Genomic DNA, 15,523 nt, shown 5'->3' with positions numbered 1-15,523 from the left:
ATCATTTTTTTGCGGTAAATGTGTAGGCGACGCCAAAGTTGAAGGTGCGGTCCGGCCCTGGGCGGTAACTCTTGCCAAAGGCGCTTTTCTCCGCCGTGGTGGCATACATCACGCCACCCACGTTCCGGCAGTTCACCCAGCATTCAAATCCCCCGGTACTATACCCCACGCGCGCGTTAAACAATTCATAACCTCCATATTCCTCCGTGTTCGCGGGGTCCATGTAATACCGCCCTACATGCTGCCATTCAAGACCGGTACGGATGCCTTTGAGGAACGCCGGTTTCCAGGTGATCTCCGTATTGGTGATCGTAGCGGGCGCGCCGTTCATGCGGTTCCCGTCGTAGTGCGTGCCCTTATCCTCATACTGCAAAAAATCATGCTGCGCCCAGGTGCCGCCGGTGCGAAACAACACATTGGGTATAGGTGCATAACGGAGATTCCATTCCACGCCGCTGTGGCGCGTTCTGCCGGCATTGCGGTTTTCAGAGGAGCCGTCCGCCAGGCGTACGCTCACGATTTCATTCCTCCCGTCCATGCGGTACACGCTCGCGTCTATATATCCCTTGTTGCCCGCAAATGCAAACCAGCCGCCGGCTTCGTAGTTATTGTAAGTGGCGGGGCGCAGGGACGGTACTTTCACGCCTCTGTACAGTTCGGAAATGTTCGGTGGCGCAAACCCCACGCTGTAGTTCGCATACACACCGCGGTCGCGGCCAAAATCATACGTGAGGCCGAGCTTGGGCGTCCAGGCATGGAAGAAATTGCGCTCGTCGGGCGAACCGGTGAACGCGGATGGCGGAAGGTGATTGTCGAAATTAAAATCCATGCGGTCGTAGCGCAATGCCGCCGTCACTTTGAGTTTGGCGACAGGGCTCATTTCCGCCTGCGCGTAGACAGCAGTATTCACGAGGCCCACACGGTAGTCCGTCAACGCAGAATCCGTCCGTGTAAAACCGGTGAAGTAACCGGCGGCATCCCTGTCCACATCAATGAACTCCGCGAAATAGGTAGCGGGACTGTAATCCGCGCTCATACCGGCGATCAGCGATGCGCTCTTCCAGGCAAACTGCTTTTTGTGCTGCGCCAATACGCCGTAGCTCTGAAAGGCGTCGCTGTTGATCTCGCCACGCGCTTTCAAAGGGTTGGATGTTGTTTTGATGGCGTAGAAAGGGTTCTGGCCGATCTCGTTATGCCGGTAAAAGGCGGTGAAATTCGTGGTGTTGGTTTCATTCCACTGGTGGGCTACGGTACTGCGTACACGAAGTGTCTTCACCAGCCGGTAGGAAAAAGTATGGAAGCTCTTGTAGTTCTTGCTGAAGAAATTGGCGCTGTCCACACCACCTGTCTGATCCGTTTTATAATCAACGACGGAAACGCTGTTGGTCCACGTAGTGCGGTCGCTGAACTGGTATTGTGTTTTGAGCGTCAGCGCCAGCTTGCGGAAGTCGCTGTGGTCGAGGTACCCGTTCCGCTGGTCCGCGTAGTAGCCGCCAAGGAGCACGCCCAGCTTGCCTTTGGTGCCGGATACGCTGAAGTCCGTGCGTTTGTATCCCCAATTGCTCATCTCCGCCTGCACTTTTGCGGTGGGCAGGATGGTGGGGGAAGCGGTGATGAAGTTCACGGCGCCGCCCACGGCCTCGCTGCCGTACAGTGAAGAAGCGGGACCGCGGATCACTTCCACGGTTTTGAGGGCGGCCATGTTTATTTCGATGAGCGCGTTGTGGTTAAAGTCGCCGGTGGTGCGGATGGGCAGGCCGTCTTCGAGATAAAGGAAGAGGCTGCGGTAGCCGATCGGCTGTCGGATGGCCATGGTATGCTGTTCGTTGCCGAGGTCTACCATGTACACGCCGCTCACTTTGTTGAGCACCTGTTCCAGGGAAGTGGCTTTTGTTTCCCGCAGCGTTTGCGTGGAAATAGTGCTGATGGCGATGGGCGCATCGGTGCGGAATTGCCGGTGGCGGCCGGCGGACACGATCACTTCGTTCAGGCGCGTGGTCAGCGGGTCCAGGTAAACGATCATATTGCCTTCCCTGTCAACAGAAAGGCGTTGCGTGGAATAACCCACATGAGAGATATAAATGGAGTCAGGCATGACGGGCAGCGAGAATACGCCCTGATCGTCAGAGCGGCAGGCGCAGGTCTTTGCTTTGATGCTGACGCCGGACAGGGCTTCGCGGGTCTGTGCGTCCACGATCCTGCCTTGCAGCTGCTCCTGCCCGTAAACGGGCACGAAGATGCCTGTTAATAAGAATAGTTTCAAAAAACGCAGCATGTTGTCGCTTTTAATGGGTACGTGCATATGCGCCCGCGCGTTGCCGTGCGCCGGAATGGGCGCGAAAATGCGGTCGGGGTTTGAATGCCCGTACCTTTTGAAAGGATGAAGATTGAGATGCGGTGTTAAACAGTCATCATGCCTGCGGAGGATGAAATACTGCGTTTAGGGGATCGATGGGGGAACCGCTGTTATAGGCGGTGGATATTTTCACGACAGTAAAATAAGGCTGTAATACTGATTGCAGTTCAATGGCTGCGATCACTACTTCGTATTTATCTTTTACGGCATTGCCGTTCTGCTCTTTCTTCGTTTCCTTTTCCATCTGCTTCATCAGATGACACTGGCCGTTACAGGCCAGTTCAGGCTTCGCCTTGTTCACGCAGAGCACACGCGCAATGTACTCCTGGTTCAGCATATATTCCGCCAGTATCAGTCCCTTGCCGAATGTTTGCAGCAGCAGGCCCGTTAATGTTACTATGACGAATACATATCTCATACGATAGTACAAATGTAGGCGCTGCGCCAACGCATCACAATGATTTAAATCATTATTCATCAACAAAACGGGAGACCTTCATCAGCAGATCTCCCGTTCAATAGCTATTGCGCCAGCATAAACCGTAGCGTCAGCCCCCCTCGTGTATTGGTGATCGGGTAGGCCGTGGAGATCACCGGTATGGTCTGACGGCGGTCGTAGAAGAATTTGATGTTGAGGCGGTTGTTGATCACATAGTCGATGGACGGCGCTATGCCGATCACTTTTTGTCCGCTGGTGGGGATCACGATGTCCGCATCCAGCCGGTTGTTCACGGTTTTATCGTCACGGAAGCTCATGTCCAGCCGGAAGTTCAGGTCGTTCTCCAACCTTGTTCCGCCATCCTTTCCAATTCTGAAAGGCATGGGGAATCCGCGCACACGGTATCCCGCGCCGATCACGATTTCGCTGGAACGCATTTCGCTCAGCTGGTAATCGATGAGGCTAAGGCTGAGCGTGCGGCTGCGCTTGAATTCCAGCCTTGCGTTCAGGGAATTGGTAAAGGTCATGTCCAGCCCGATCAACGGCGCGAACTGTTCGTTGACGGTCATGTTCGGCAACAGGAAGTAAGGCACATAGTTGCCGGACACGGAATCGCGGAAGGCCGGATATCCCATCAGCAACGGATCGTAGAACATCAGCGCAGTGTTGTACGAGTTCATGCTCAGCGTACCGATGTAGGCATGCGTGAGGGTGAAAACGGACAGGAAGTTGCGGAACGGCGCGATGCGGCTCAGGCCGTTGTAAGATATACGCCAGTTCGGCTTCGGCAGGATGTTCTTGAACGGATTGGTGCGTACGGTGCCCGCGCCCTGTTTGAGCAGGGAAATGGTTTCCGGGTTCTTGCCGGTGTAAGCCGCCAGGAATGCGGGTATCAGCACATCCTGCGAATAACGGCCGTAACCATAGCGGTATTCCGGATCTTTCGGATCAAATACGGGCAGGTTGGGATCTTTGCTGTAAGGGTTGGTTTCACCGAGGCGGCGGGAAATGATCTTGCGGTAGTTCTCGAAATCGCGGAAGGTCTGCGAGATGCCGTCCACTTCATTGATCTTGCCCCACATCGTTTTGATGGCTACGAAAGTGATCTCGAAACCGCCGGCGTCGTAAGGGCTCAGGTGTCCGAAGGTGCCGTTGCCGGTGGTATCCTTATACAGTTCGGTATATGTTTTTGTAAATGACTTCGTCAGGTTCAGATCGATGCGCAGGTCGCGGATCGGCTCCAGTTGCGCCTGCGCGTCCAGCCGTTGCGTGAACTGCTGCTGGAACTGGATGTTGAAGAGCGTGTCGCGCGTCAGCAATCCTTTTTTGGAGAAGTCGTCCAGCCATTTTTTGTCCGGCTGCTGCCCAAGCACAAACCCGATGCCCGGCGCCATGGACGCCCAGTTCATCCCCAATACTTTCGTACTGTCGATATACCCCGGCAACCGCGTTCCCGCGTTCTCGGTATAGTTCACCTGCACCCGTTTGAGCGACATCAGCACGCGCATCAATCCTTTCACCAGCCCGCCCGTTTCTTCTTCTTCCTCCTGCTTTGCAGCAGGCTGATTCGGCTTTTGCTGGCCGTTGTTCATGTTCATCTGCGGCATGGTATTTTTCACCGCGGTGGCATTCATCTTCCGCAGCCACTTGCTCTTGTTGTACAGGTCGGTGAACTTCAGCTCCGCGGATACAATTTTTGACTGCGTGTTCTCGATAGCGTTACCGAGGTACATGGCCAGGCGGGACGCGCCTATCCAGCGGTAATCCGTGCTGTAGCTCAAGGCCACGTTCGTCCAGTTCAGCAGCGGGAACTTCGCCGTGGGCAACGTATAGGTCACGGAAGCGGTGTGATAATAATTCGTGGTACGGCCGCCCTTGAAGAAGTTGCTGCGCACGCTGTCCTTCTTCGGGTCTGTATCGATGCGGCCTATCGGCTCGTCGATGCGCGCGAGGTTGGACGCATTGAAGTCGAGGGACAGGTTACGGGTGAAGTCCCATTTGAGCGTATAATACCGGTCGAAGGTAAAGTACTTGTCGTATGTTTCCTGCAGCTGGAAAGGCCCGCCGCCCACGTTCCGCAGGCGCGTGGCGCCGAACTGGCGGGTCACGTCCGCACGGAAGCTCAGCTGCGTGGGCACGTAGTTCAGGTTAAATTCCTTCAGCAGCGCCAGCCAGGGCGATTTGCTCTTGAAGAGGCTCTTGAAAGGCTCGAGGTATTTCGGCGCACCGGAGAAATTATATCCCAGCCCGGCCCGGTGCTTCGTCAGCACATCGCTTTCTATCACCGGGTTGCGGCGGTTGATCTGCGAATAGGAATAGCTGATATCAAAATTCTCCAGGTCCCATAGCCGGCTCTTCGTTTTACCGACGGCCATCTTGCGCACGTTGGTGAAGTTGAGGCTGGTGATGGACGTGAAGTCCTGCGCATTCCGCTTGATGGAATCGCGCTGCGCCTTGTCCAGCGCCAATGCCAGCTTGTCTTTCAGCTTGATGTCCAGATCGTACGGATCATATTCCGGGTTGCTGACGGTCTGTGAGTAGCCGGCGTATACGGGCACGGACAGTCCGGTGCGCTTGGGCAGCAGCTTGCCGAGGTCGAGGTTCGTGGCCACGTCGTATTGTAAATAGTTGTCCCGGAAGCGTTCGTTGTTCCGCTGGTCGATGGCGCCGAAGCCTGCGGTGTGCATGTTGCCGCTGAAGGTCAGCGATCCGAGGTCGGACAGCTGGAGGTCTACTCTTGCGAGCGCGGCATATCCGCCTTTTTCATCCAGGCCGGTCAACCGCAATTCGTTAAACCATACTTCGGTACATTTCGGGATACCGTCGTCCGTCGGGTTCAGCACACCGATCATCACGCCGCGCACATCGCCAAGGCTGGGGTTCCCCATCACGGCGATGATGTTCTTGCCGTCCTGCTGCACATAAGGTATCAGCGGCGAAGCGCCGGCCACGTTACGTGCCTGCTTCAGCCGCGTGAACTTTTGCAGGTCCAGGTCCAGGCGGTTGGAATCCGGCCATACCTGTGTTTCCGTGGGAGAGCTGCCCCAGGGCGTTACTTCCAGCGGAATGCGGTATTCGTAATAGTTTTCGGTGAAGTCGCTGCCCACGCGGATGATGGCCTGCAATTCATTATTCTTCAGTGAGGTCTGGTCCGTTACGGCTTCCGCGTGTACAAACATCTGCAGGCGGTTGTACTGGCGCATGTCCAGGTTGAGGTTCTTGTACAGCGCGCGGGATTCACCGTCTTTCAGATTGCATATCTGCGCGGACAAAGACTGTTCGTTCAGCAGGATGTTGGTGTTGTTGGTGCTGAGGGTATTCTGGCGCAGGATGCCGGGAGGCAGCACGTATGGCACCGGTTGGCGCCTTGCGTTCTCCTCGATGTTCACCGCGGAAGAGTTGAAGGTGGTGGATTCATCTACCGGGATGGGATCACCGGGGCGCAGCTCATACTGGAAGCGGCGCCACTGGTTGCGCACCAGGTCCAGCTTCGCGAAGCGCAGCACTACGGAATCTTCAAAGCCGGTCAGGAACATGCGCATGAAGCGGATGGACTTGAAGTCCGGGATATTGCCCACTTTTCTGTCGTATTGCGTAACCGGTATCTTGAACTGGTACCAGGTTTCCTGGCGGGTGGTGCCGCCGGGGCCCTGCACGGTGGCGGTGAATTTGTCCACTACATAATTGGAGCCCACCTGCATGTCCGGCTGCAGCTCCACGCGGTACTGGAAATATTCTTCCGTTTCGTTCATGGTATTATCCCTGTTCAGGTCTTCCGATTCGGGATAGTTGGTGCTGGCCTGTGAGAACTGTGAGTTATCGTTAGATACCGGGGAGTTGCCTTCCGGCAGGTTGATCCTTTTATAACGTTCCAGTATGCCGGCCTTCTGCTGGTCATAGTACCCGTCGCGGTACCAGCGGTAGTCGTCGTTGGAGGGGTCTTTGCTGGCATCCTGGTACACCTGGGAGGAAGAGCCGAACATCATAGCCAGATCGTCGAGGTAATCTCTGCGAAAATGTTGTTCGTCAGCGCTTTGCAGGCCGTCGTACCCAACGTCCTGGTACCGGCGGACGTTAGGATCATTATCGAACGCCTGCGTGATCTGCTGCTGGAACTTCGGCACGCGGCCCCAGCGGGACGAATCCAGTTTATTCAGTTCCGTATTCGGGTCGGCCATGCCGTTCTCGAAAGATTTGCGGCCGTCTTTCAGCACGTCTTCAGATACGTTGCCGAGGTTGAAATACAGTTTACCGCCGCTGCTGGACTGGTTATTGATGAACGGGTCCTGTATCCAGAATTCGATGAACTCGATATTGGCGGTTTCAAAATCGCTGTTGTCGATCGAGCGCATGATGCCGCCCCAGCGGGTTTGCGGGTTGCGCAGGCGGCCGGTGGGCGTCAGCGCGGCGGGCGTGGATTCAAAATTATACGGTCCTCTTTCTTCCGGGTAGAAGGCAAGGTCAAGCGTGCTGAGCTGGCTTTGCCCGAATTCGGTGGAGCGGTTGGGGAATACGTCTTTCTGGTAAACGAGGCGCGTGCGCGGATCGAACTGATCTTCTTCCGTGATGCCGGGCGGCAGGTTCGGCGATCTGGGCACCTGCAACGTTGGCTCAATGATGTACCAGGCCAATAAAGCCCTGTTCCTGCCGTATGCCAGCGAATCGTTGTATTCCGCTTCGGGGAACAGCACGGTGCCGGCGGCGTCCGTGGCGTCTTTGGGCGTGGAGGCCAGTACCCAGCTGGTAGCCGGGAACTTGAGGTCATAGCCGTTGCGCGCACCTTCAAAATCATCGATATACACCTGTCCCTGCTTGCTGCCGGCTTCGTTCACCAGCTTGCTGTGGCCGGGAATGAGCTTGGCCACTTCACCGGTGAAGGCGATGTTGGCGGGACTGGTGGCATTGAAGTTCGGGAGCTTGTCCAGCAGCCGGGTAAGGCCGCGCCAGTCTGAAATGTAGTTCGCATCCAGCCCTACGATGGTATTTTTAATGGGATCGTCCCCGTAATTCACTTTCTGATAGTAAGGACGTTCGCTCATTCGCACAATAGTACCGCCGAGGTTCAGCTTGTCGTTCACAAAATAATCCAGGCGGGTGCCCATGTAATTCCTTACCTGCTGCCCGAAGAGCGCGTTGTTCTCGAACTGCACGTTGATGGGCACGCCGGAGCTGAGTACGCCGCCGTTGATGATCTTGATGCGGCCGAGGTTGTAGTCGATGATATAGTCAACGTTCTCCCTCAGCATTTGTCCGCCGGCCGTTACGGTCACGGAGCCGGGGGGGATGTTGTAGGCGTTGAGGGAGATCTCGGAGGAATTGCTGGATTTGTAGGAACCGCGCAGGATGTACCTGTTGAGGTTCGGGAATTGCTGCGCGATCACTTTGATGGAGTCGTACAGCATGGGATAGAGATATTGCTTTTCGAGAACGGGGTCGCCGCCGAAGGCTCTGCGAAGGCCGTCGTTGAAGGGTTCCAGCACCGGGAAGATCACCTTGCCGTTCTGCGAATTGATCGTATATCCTTCCACGTAGTCGAACACGCCGTCCGGCTGCGGGTCGTTCTGGTTGTTGAGGCGGTCGAGGTTCAGGATGCTGATGATGGGGGCGCCGGTGAACTGGCCCCTTGCATCGGGGATGTAGCGTTTTTCGCTGGGCACGCGGTCGTCGTTGCCCGGATCTTTATATAATACGTCCAGCTTGAAATCCTGACGGTTGATCTGGAAGGCGTTGGTGGCGTAAATATTTTTCATCATCAGGTCCCAGATCGGCAGGGCGGGACGGGCGGAGGTGGCTTTCAGGAGCTTGAGGAACAAGATCCGCTGGTTGGCGGAGTTGTTCTGGTCCGGCGGCACGTCCTGCGAAAACTCCCCTACCTGGTACACGCGGCCGTTGTAGGTGTACTGGTAGGCTACGGCGAGCACTTCGTCCGGCTGCAGCTGCTGGTTGAGGGAGATGAAGCCTACCTGGCGGTTGAGGATATAATCGGTGGAATCCAGTTTCCGGGCGAATGTTTTTTCGAACTCCTGCACGGGCTGCAGACCCATGGCGAGCAGGCGGCTCACCACGGTGCCGGAGTTACGGGAGCCGGGATCGCTGATGAGGTTGCTGTAGAGGTCGTTCGTATTCCTGTCCGGCAAGCGGCTGCTGGTGAGCACATTGATGCCGGGGTTGTAGGGATCGTACTCGGCGAGGTCCATCAGGCCCACGATGTCGCGGGTATTGGTGGTAGCGCCGGTCTTGTTGGTCACCCACACCTCGATGCGGTTGATATAAGCCTGGGAGCGGATGACGGGGAGGTTGCCCATGGCATAGTTGAAGGTATCCCGGAAGAACTGCGCCAGCAGGAAGTGCCGGTTGTCTTCATACTCATCCGCCTTGATCATGAAATCCTGAACGCTGTTGCCGCCGCGCAGGGTCATGTTCTGCTTCTGCGATTTCTGGTTGGAGAGCACGCTGGTAACGGTCAGCCGTCCGAACTGCAGCTGTGTTTTCACCCCGAAGAGGGACTGCACGCCGGAAATGAGGGAGCTGCTGAGCGGGAAGCTCACGTTGCCGGCCTCGATCTTCTGGATGATCTCGTCTTTGTAGCCGGTGTATTCCAGCTTTACCTGGTTCTCGAAGTCGAAAGTGGACTGGGTATTATAGTTGGTGATGAGCTTGAGCTTTTCGCCGATGCGGCCCGTCACGTTCATATTAATGTCTATATCGAAGTCGAACCCGCCGTTCTTCCGCGCTCTTTCCACGAGCACGGGGTTTTTCACGTTCTGGCCCTGGTACCCGAAAGTGAGGCCGAGGCTCCCCTGCGGCTTGATGTCCACCTTCGTTCCGCCAAACACCCGGTCGAACAGCTTGTCGCCATAATACAACTGCGGCGCCTGGGAGCGCTGGTTGAGATTGCCGATGGTGCTGGCCCTTTTCTGCCAGTAGTCCTGTTCGCTTTGCTCGGCCTGCAGGCGGTAGAACTCGCCGAAGGTCAGCACCGTGGGCTGGCGGTAGTTCTGGCTGCCGATCTTTTCGGTAACGGTATATTGTTTGGTGGCGGGATCGTATTCTACAGATTTGTGAATATTGCGGGGGTCCTTCAGGTCGATGGCATTGCGCACGGGGTCCGTAACACTGGTACCCCTCCGGTCGCGGATGGGGTATTTGAGTGTGTCCCGGCGGGAAGTATCTTGTTGTGCAGAAGTATCAGTTTTCCGGTTAACCGCTATGTCATGCGCGCTTCTATAGGCATATCCCGAACTATTTCTGTTTCTCGCGGCCGTGTCAACAATGATAAAAGATACAACACCTATTATTGCAATAGCACCATAGTATTTCTTAGCCAAGCGATCTTAGGTTTTATAGAGGTCAAGGACATAAATTTATAAAGTTTTGAGGGATTTCTTTATAAGTAATTCCAGTTCATTGAGTTGCGGCTCCGCTTTCAGCACCCTCTGTACTGCCTGCTCAGCCATATTTCGGGCTATACCCAGGGTAACCAATGCATTTAACGCATCTTCCTGTATTGTATTGTGAGAAGTTACGGATAAATGTAATACATCTTCTTTATGTCTCCGCATTTTATCTTTCAGCTCAAGAATGAGGCGCTTGGCGGTTTTCGCCCCGATGCCCTTCACGCCTTCCAGCATTTTTTCATTTTCCATGAGGATGGCGCGCTGGATATCTTCGGGCTGCAGGGAGCTGAGCATCATGCGGGCGGTGCTGGCGCCGACGCCTGAAACGCTGATCAGTTGCAGGAATATGCTTCTTTCGGCCTCATCGAAGAAGCCGTACATGGTGTGGGCATCTTCCTTGATGTGAACGTAGGTCAACAATTTACAGCTGTCGAGGGCCTGTATCCGGGAATACGTATGGAGGCTTATCTGGACCTCATACCCTACGCCATTGACATCCAGGTGTACGAGGGCGGGGGATTTCCAGGCTAATTTTCCGTTTAAATATGCTATCATAAGGATGAATCAGGCGGTAAATTTAAATCATAAATAGAAATATTCGTTTAAGTCGTATTTTTACGCCCATTTTATAACTTATCCTAACAATATGAGCAAAATAACGGCCGCTATTACAGCGGTGGGTGGGTATGTTCCCGACTATGTACTGACTAACCAGGAATTGGAAAAATTGGTTGAAACAACAGACGAATGGATCACCACCCGAACCGGCATCAAGGAGCGGAGGATACTGAAAGGCGAAGGTAAAGGCACCTCGGAGCTGTGTGTGCCGGTGGCCCTGGAGATCTGCAGGAAACGGGGCATCACGCCGGAAGACATCGACCTGCTGATCGTGGCTACGGTAACGCCTGACATGGTGTTTCCCGCTACCGCCAACGTAGTTACGGATAAGATCGGCGCCAAAAATGCCTTCGGCTTTGATATCAGCGCCGCCTGCTCCGGCTTCCTCTATGCGCTGGATACCGGTGCGAAGTTCATTGAAAGCGGGCGTTACAAAAAAGTAATGATCATCGGGGCGGATAAAATGAGCTCCATTATTGATTACACGGACCGCGCCACCTGCATCATCTTCGGCGACGGCGCGGGCGGCGTGCTGCTGGAACCCAACACCGAAGGCTATGGGCTGGTGGACAGCATCCTGAAAAGCGATGGTCACGGCCGTGAGTTCCTCAACATGAAGGCCGGTGGTTCCGCCAAGCCCGCTACCGCGGAAACAGTGGCCAACCGCGAGCACTTCGTGTTCCAGGAAGGTAAAACCGTCTTCAAATACGCCGTGGCCAACATGTCTGAGGCTGCCGGCGATATTATGAAACGCAACCACCTGACGGCGGAAGATATCACCTGGCTCGTTCCCCACCAGGCCAACCTGCGCATCATCAGCGCCACTGCCAGCTACATGGGCCTACCGGAAGAAAAGATCATGATCAACATACAGCGCTACGGCAATACCACCGCCGGCACTATACCTTTATGCCTCTGGGATTGGGAAAAGCAGCTGAAGAAAGGGGATAACCTGGTGATGGCGGCCTTCGGCGGCGGGTTCACCTGGGGCGCCTGTTACGTGAAATGGGCGTACGACGGGGATAAAATATAAAAGACACATGCGGATAGCCCCGGATGGGGCTCCTACTATTGAAAGGTGCGGGCAGATGGGATTTCCATCCACCCGCACTTTTTTTGTCAGCTATAGCGCAGGCCGGCTGCCGGGAAAATTCCATGCCGCACATTATATTATATACGGAATTCCCGCAGCAGATTTACACCTCAAACACAAACCCATGCCGCGTCAGCGCTTCATACTTCTGCTTATCGAACCGGTAAAGGTGAGCGCCTTTTTTTGACGTGGACTTATCTTTCTCGTCCAGCTTCTCCATGATGCCCATCGCCAGTATTTTCTTCCGGAAGTTGCGTTTGTCCAGCTCCCGCTGATAGATTTCTTCGTAAAGGTCCCGCAGCTGCGGCAGGGAGAATTTTTCCGGCAGCAGCTCAAACCCGAGGGGATGAAAGCGCGCTTTGTCGCGCAGCCTCGCCAGGGCATCCTGCACCATCTGGCTGTGGTCGAATATCAGATCGGGTATCTGGTGAAGAGAGAGCCAGTGAGCGCCATATTCGGTGGCCAGCACGCGGTCATGCTCCTGGATGCGGATGAGGGCGTAATACGCGATGGAGATCACCCTGGCGCCGGTGTCGCGCTGCACATCGCCGTAACATTTCAGCTGGTCCATGTAGATATTATCGAGACCGGTAGTCAGCTGCAATACCCGCGCAGCCGCATCGTCCGTGCTCTCTCCTTCCTGCACGAACCCGCCTACGAGCGACCAGGCGCCCTCCATGGGATCTACCTTCCGCTTCATCATCAACAGCTTCAGCCGGCCATCTTCAAATCCAAAAATAATGCAATCCACCGCTACGAGATGTCTTGGCGAATTGGCGTAAAATGACGGAATACTCATACAATCTGGTATAGATTCTTCTGATTATAAAACGTGAAATTATTTTCTGCTCCTTGTATACTCAATGAAATCCGTTGCCGGTATTTTATGCATACCGGTCTGCCGCAACATCGTCACCAGCTGCCCCCGGTGAAAGGTGGAATGATTGAACACCGAGAGAATGGAATGCGCTACGGCCGATTTACAGATCCCTTTTTGCGGATGATGATATTCGATCGTATGCGCCAGCTTCACATCGGAAGCCGTAGCCACCAGGTCTTTCAGCTGCTCGCTCTGCCGGGTGAACAGATGCGTGAATTCCTCCCAGTCCCCCGTAAAGCTCTGCGTGGGCACCAGCACCGGCGACGCCAGCTGCAGGCGCTGGTACCAGATGCTCTCCCCGTCCCAGATATGATAGATAGTCTTGCGCAATGTGGGATAACTGCTGCCAAGGTCCTTGTCCAGCTGCTCCTCGCGCAATCCGTTGAGTAAGGTCAGCATCCGCTGGTTCGCCCAAATGTTGTACATGGCATACCGCAGTAGAAGATCCTTCATCGAATATCTTATTTTTACAAGGTAAATTCATTAACAAGATAATCAACATTTCAATAACATCTCCATGAAACAAGCACCGCTATCAGGTTTCAGTTCAGTCTGCGTACACGCCGGCCACGAGCAGGACCCGCTATATGCCCATCTTACGCCTATCTACGCTTCTTCCACTTTTGTGTATGATTCGGCGGAACAGGGGATGCGCCGCTTCAGCGGGCAGGAAGAAGGGTATATCTACACGCGATGGGACAGCCCGAATTTCCGGGAAGCGGAAGAAAAGATCGCGGCGCTGGAGGGTTTCGGGCTGACGGATGAAAGCGGCCGCCCTCTTGCGCTGAAGGCCATTCTGCACGCTTCCGGCATGGGCGCGCTCACCACGCTGTTCCTCGCCCATCTCAAGTCCGGCGACAAGGTCATCTCCCACTATTCGCTCTACGGCGGATCGGAAGAGCTGTTCACGAAGATATTGCCGCCGCTCGGGATTGAAGCGGTGATCGTAGACATGCAGAACATCGACCAAACCGCCGCCGCCATCAAGGCCGATCCATCCATCAAAATGATGTACCTGGAAACGCCCGCCAACCCTACGCTTAAATGCGTTGACCTCGAAGCGCTGATCGCCCTCGCGCGGCAGCACAACCTGGTTACGGCGGTAGACAATACTTTCGCTACGCCCTACCTGCAGCAGCCTTTCGCTTACGGCGCGGATTACGTCTTCCATTCCACCACCAAATTCCTGAACGGCCACGGCACCGCCATCGGCGGGGTGCTGGTAGGCAAAAACTTGGAAATGATGAAGGGACAGGTGGATAAAGTGCACCGCCTCCTCGGCAATAACAGCAACCCCTTCGATGCCTTTCTGCTGACGCAGGGGATCAAAACGCTGGAAGTGCGCATGGAGCGCCATTGCCACAACGCCATGGAAGTGGCGGGTTTCCTGGACGGGCATCCGGCCGTGGCGCGGGTGAACTACCTTGGCCTGGCGGACCACCCGGATTTTTCCATCGCCTCCCGGCAGATGAAACATCCCGGCGCCATGCTGAGCTTTGAGCTGAAAGACGGCATGAAAGCGGGCATGCGCTTCATAGACCGGCTGCAGATGTGCCTGCGCGCCGTATCGCTCGGCACCTGCGACACGCTCATCTGCCATCCTGCATCCATGACGCATTACAGCATCCCCAAAGAAGTCAGGGAGAAATATGAGATCACGGACGGCCTCATCCGCGTGAGCGTAGGCATTGAATCCGTTACCGACATCCTCAACGATCTTGAACAGGCTTTACAATAACAGGTATGATCAACATCCGGAAAGCAGAAAGGAAAGACTGCCCGCGCATGATGGAGCTGGTGCGCGAGCTGGCATTATATGAAAAAGCGCCTGAAGAGGTGACGGTTACCCTGGAACATTTCGAAGCAACCGGCTTTGGCCCGAACCCGGTCTGGTGGGCCTGGGTAGCGGAAACCGACGGGGTGATCGTGGGCATTGCGCTCTACTACATCCGGTACTCCACCTGGAAAGGCGCGCGCATGTTCCTGGAAGACATCATCGTTACGGAAAGCTGGCGGGGTAAAGGCATCGGCAAATTGCTGTTCGATCGGCTGATCGAAGACGCGAAGGAAAAGAAATTCTCCGGGATGGTATGGCAGGTGCTGGAATGGAATGAGCCGGCCATCAACTTTTATAAAAAATACAACGCGAAGTTCGATCCCGAATGGTGGAACGCCAGCATTGAGCTGTAACCGCCGGATGCGGCCGGTCTGCCTGCACTACTGCTTCTCGAATATCAGCAGATCCTGCAAACCCGTATAGTTGGGGAAGAAACGGCCGATCGTGAAAGATCTTCCGTCGGCGTCCATTTTGAAATATACTTTCTGCTGGCTGGTTTTAAGGATGAGGGAATCGCCTTCCAACGTGTAAAAATATACGCCGGAGGGAGAGCTTAAACTGGAAGATGCGGGCAAGTCCCTGCACTGGAAGAAAAAGCTGTGTTCCTGCCGGTTCTGCGCGCCGTCGGCCGTGGGTGTTACATCTCTGAAAACGATCACTTCTTTGCGCTGGCTTTCTTCCAGCCATCTTTCATCGCTCGAGGTTTCTTTTTTGCAGGCCGCTAAGGCCAGAAGGCCGGCCAGGAATAAGGATATGCGCATGGCAGGTGGTTTGTGACTGTAGAACGCGGAGGGGAAAGGAAATGTTACATGATAAAGCGGCTGGCGATGACGGATGGTGTGGATGGCGGAGGCAGATCGCGGATGATGCGGACGGCGCGGATTACGGCTGGTGCGGATGGAT

The 15,523-nt window shown here is 55.0% G+C and carries 10 protein-coding genes; 3 read left to right on the top strand and 7 right to left on the bottom strand.

What is annotated here, in order from left to right; genetic code table 11:
• Position 1: 1 nt before the first annotated feature.
• The 4 genes from CCY01nite_RS11385 to ruvA form a co-directional block, all read right to left on the bottom strand.
• The gene (locus CCY01nite_RS11385; protein WP_246129915.1) at positions 2 to 2,263 is read right to left on the bottom strand and encodes a TonB-dependent receptor; all 2,262 of its coding nucleotides are present in this window, start codon (positions 2,261 to 2,263) and stop codon (positions 2 to 4) included.
• Positions 2,264 to 2,411: 148 nt separating this feature from the next.
• Positions 2,412 to 2,774, bottom strand: coding sequence for a hypothetical protein (locus tag CCY01nite_RS11380; protein WP_146861224.1), 363 nt, complete (start codon positions 2,772 to 2,774; stop codon positions 2,412 to 2,414).
• Between the two features lie 104 nt (positions 2,775 to 2,878).
• Positions 2,879 to 10,123 (bottom strand): T9SS outer membrane translocon Sov/SprA, encoded by a 7,245-nt coding sequence (gene sov / locus CCY01nite_RS11375; protein WP_146861221.1) that lies wholly within the window; start codon positions 10,121 to 10,123, stop codon positions 2,879 to 2,881.
• Positions 10,124 to 10,159: 36 nt separating this feature from the next.
• Entirely contained in the window at positions 10,160 to 10,747 is a 588-nt protein-coding gene (gene ruvA / locus CCY01nite_RS11370) for a Holliday junction branch migration protein RuvA (RefSeq protein ID WP_146861218.1), read from the bottom strand.
• A gap of 91 nt (positions 10,748 to 10,838) precedes the next feature.
• Here ruvA and CCY01nite_RS11365 point away from each other — a divergent pair, with 91 nt between their 5' ends.
• The gene (locus CCY01nite_RS11365) at positions 10,839 to 11,843 is read left to right on the top strand and encodes a beta-ketoacyl-ACP synthase III (protein WP_146861215.1); all 1,005 of its coding nucleotides are present in this window, start codon (positions 10,839 to 10,841) and stop codon (positions 11,841 to 11,843) included.
• A 163-nt stretch (positions 11,844 to 12,006) separates the two neighbouring features.
• Here CCY01nite_RS11365 and CCY01nite_RS11360 read toward each other — a convergent pair whose 3' ends face one another.
• Both CCY01nite_RS11360 and CCY01nite_RS11355 read right to left on the bottom strand, forming a co-directional pair.
• A complete protein-coding gene (locus CCY01nite_RS11360) occupies positions 12,007 to 12,702 on the bottom strand; it encodes an NUDIX hydrolase (RefSeq protein ID WP_146861212.1) in 696 nt (231 codons plus the stop codon).
• Positions 12,703 to 12,741: 39 nt separating this feature from the next.
• On the bottom strand, positions 12,742 to 13,236 hold the full coding sequence (locus CCY01nite_RS11355; protein WP_146861209.1) for a DinB family protein: 495 nt from the start codon (positions 13,234 to 13,236) through the stop codon (positions 12,742 to 12,744).
• A 64-nt stretch (positions 13,237 to 13,300) separates the two neighbouring features.
• Here CCY01nite_RS11355 and CCY01nite_RS11350 point away from each other — a divergent pair, with 64 nt between their 5' ends.
• Together CCY01nite_RS11350 and CCY01nite_RS11345 are read left to right on the top strand one after the other, a co-directional pair.
• Entirely contained in the window at positions 13,301 to 14,521 is a 1,221-nt protein-coding gene (locus CCY01nite_RS11350) for a trans-sulfuration enzyme family protein (protein ID WP_146861206.1), read from the top strand.
• A gap of 5 nt (positions 14,522 to 14,526) precedes the next feature.
• Complete coding sequence (locus CCY01nite_RS11345; RefSeq protein ID WP_146861203.1) at positions 14,527 to 14,973, top strand: GNAT family N-acetyltransferase; 447 nt, start codon at positions 14,527 to 14,529, stop codon at positions 14,971 to 14,973.
• Between the two features lie 27 nt (positions 14,974 to 15,000).
• Here CCY01nite_RS11345 and CCY01nite_RS11340 read toward each other — a convergent pair whose 3' ends face one another.
• The gene (locus tag CCY01nite_RS11340) at positions 15,001 to 15,381 is read right to left on the bottom strand and encodes a hypothetical protein (protein WP_146861201.1); all 381 of its coding nucleotides are present in this window, start codon (positions 15,379 to 15,381) and stop codon (positions 15,001 to 15,003) included.
• Positions 15,382 to 15,523: the final 142 nt, after the last annotated feature.

The organism is Chitinophaga cymbidii (assembly GCF_007992715.1).
Lineage (GTDB): Bacteria > Bacteroidota > Bacteroidia > Chitinophagales > Chitinophagaceae > Chitinophaga > Chitinophaga cymbidii.
This window is presented reverse-complemented; position numbering and strand designations above follow the sequence as displayed.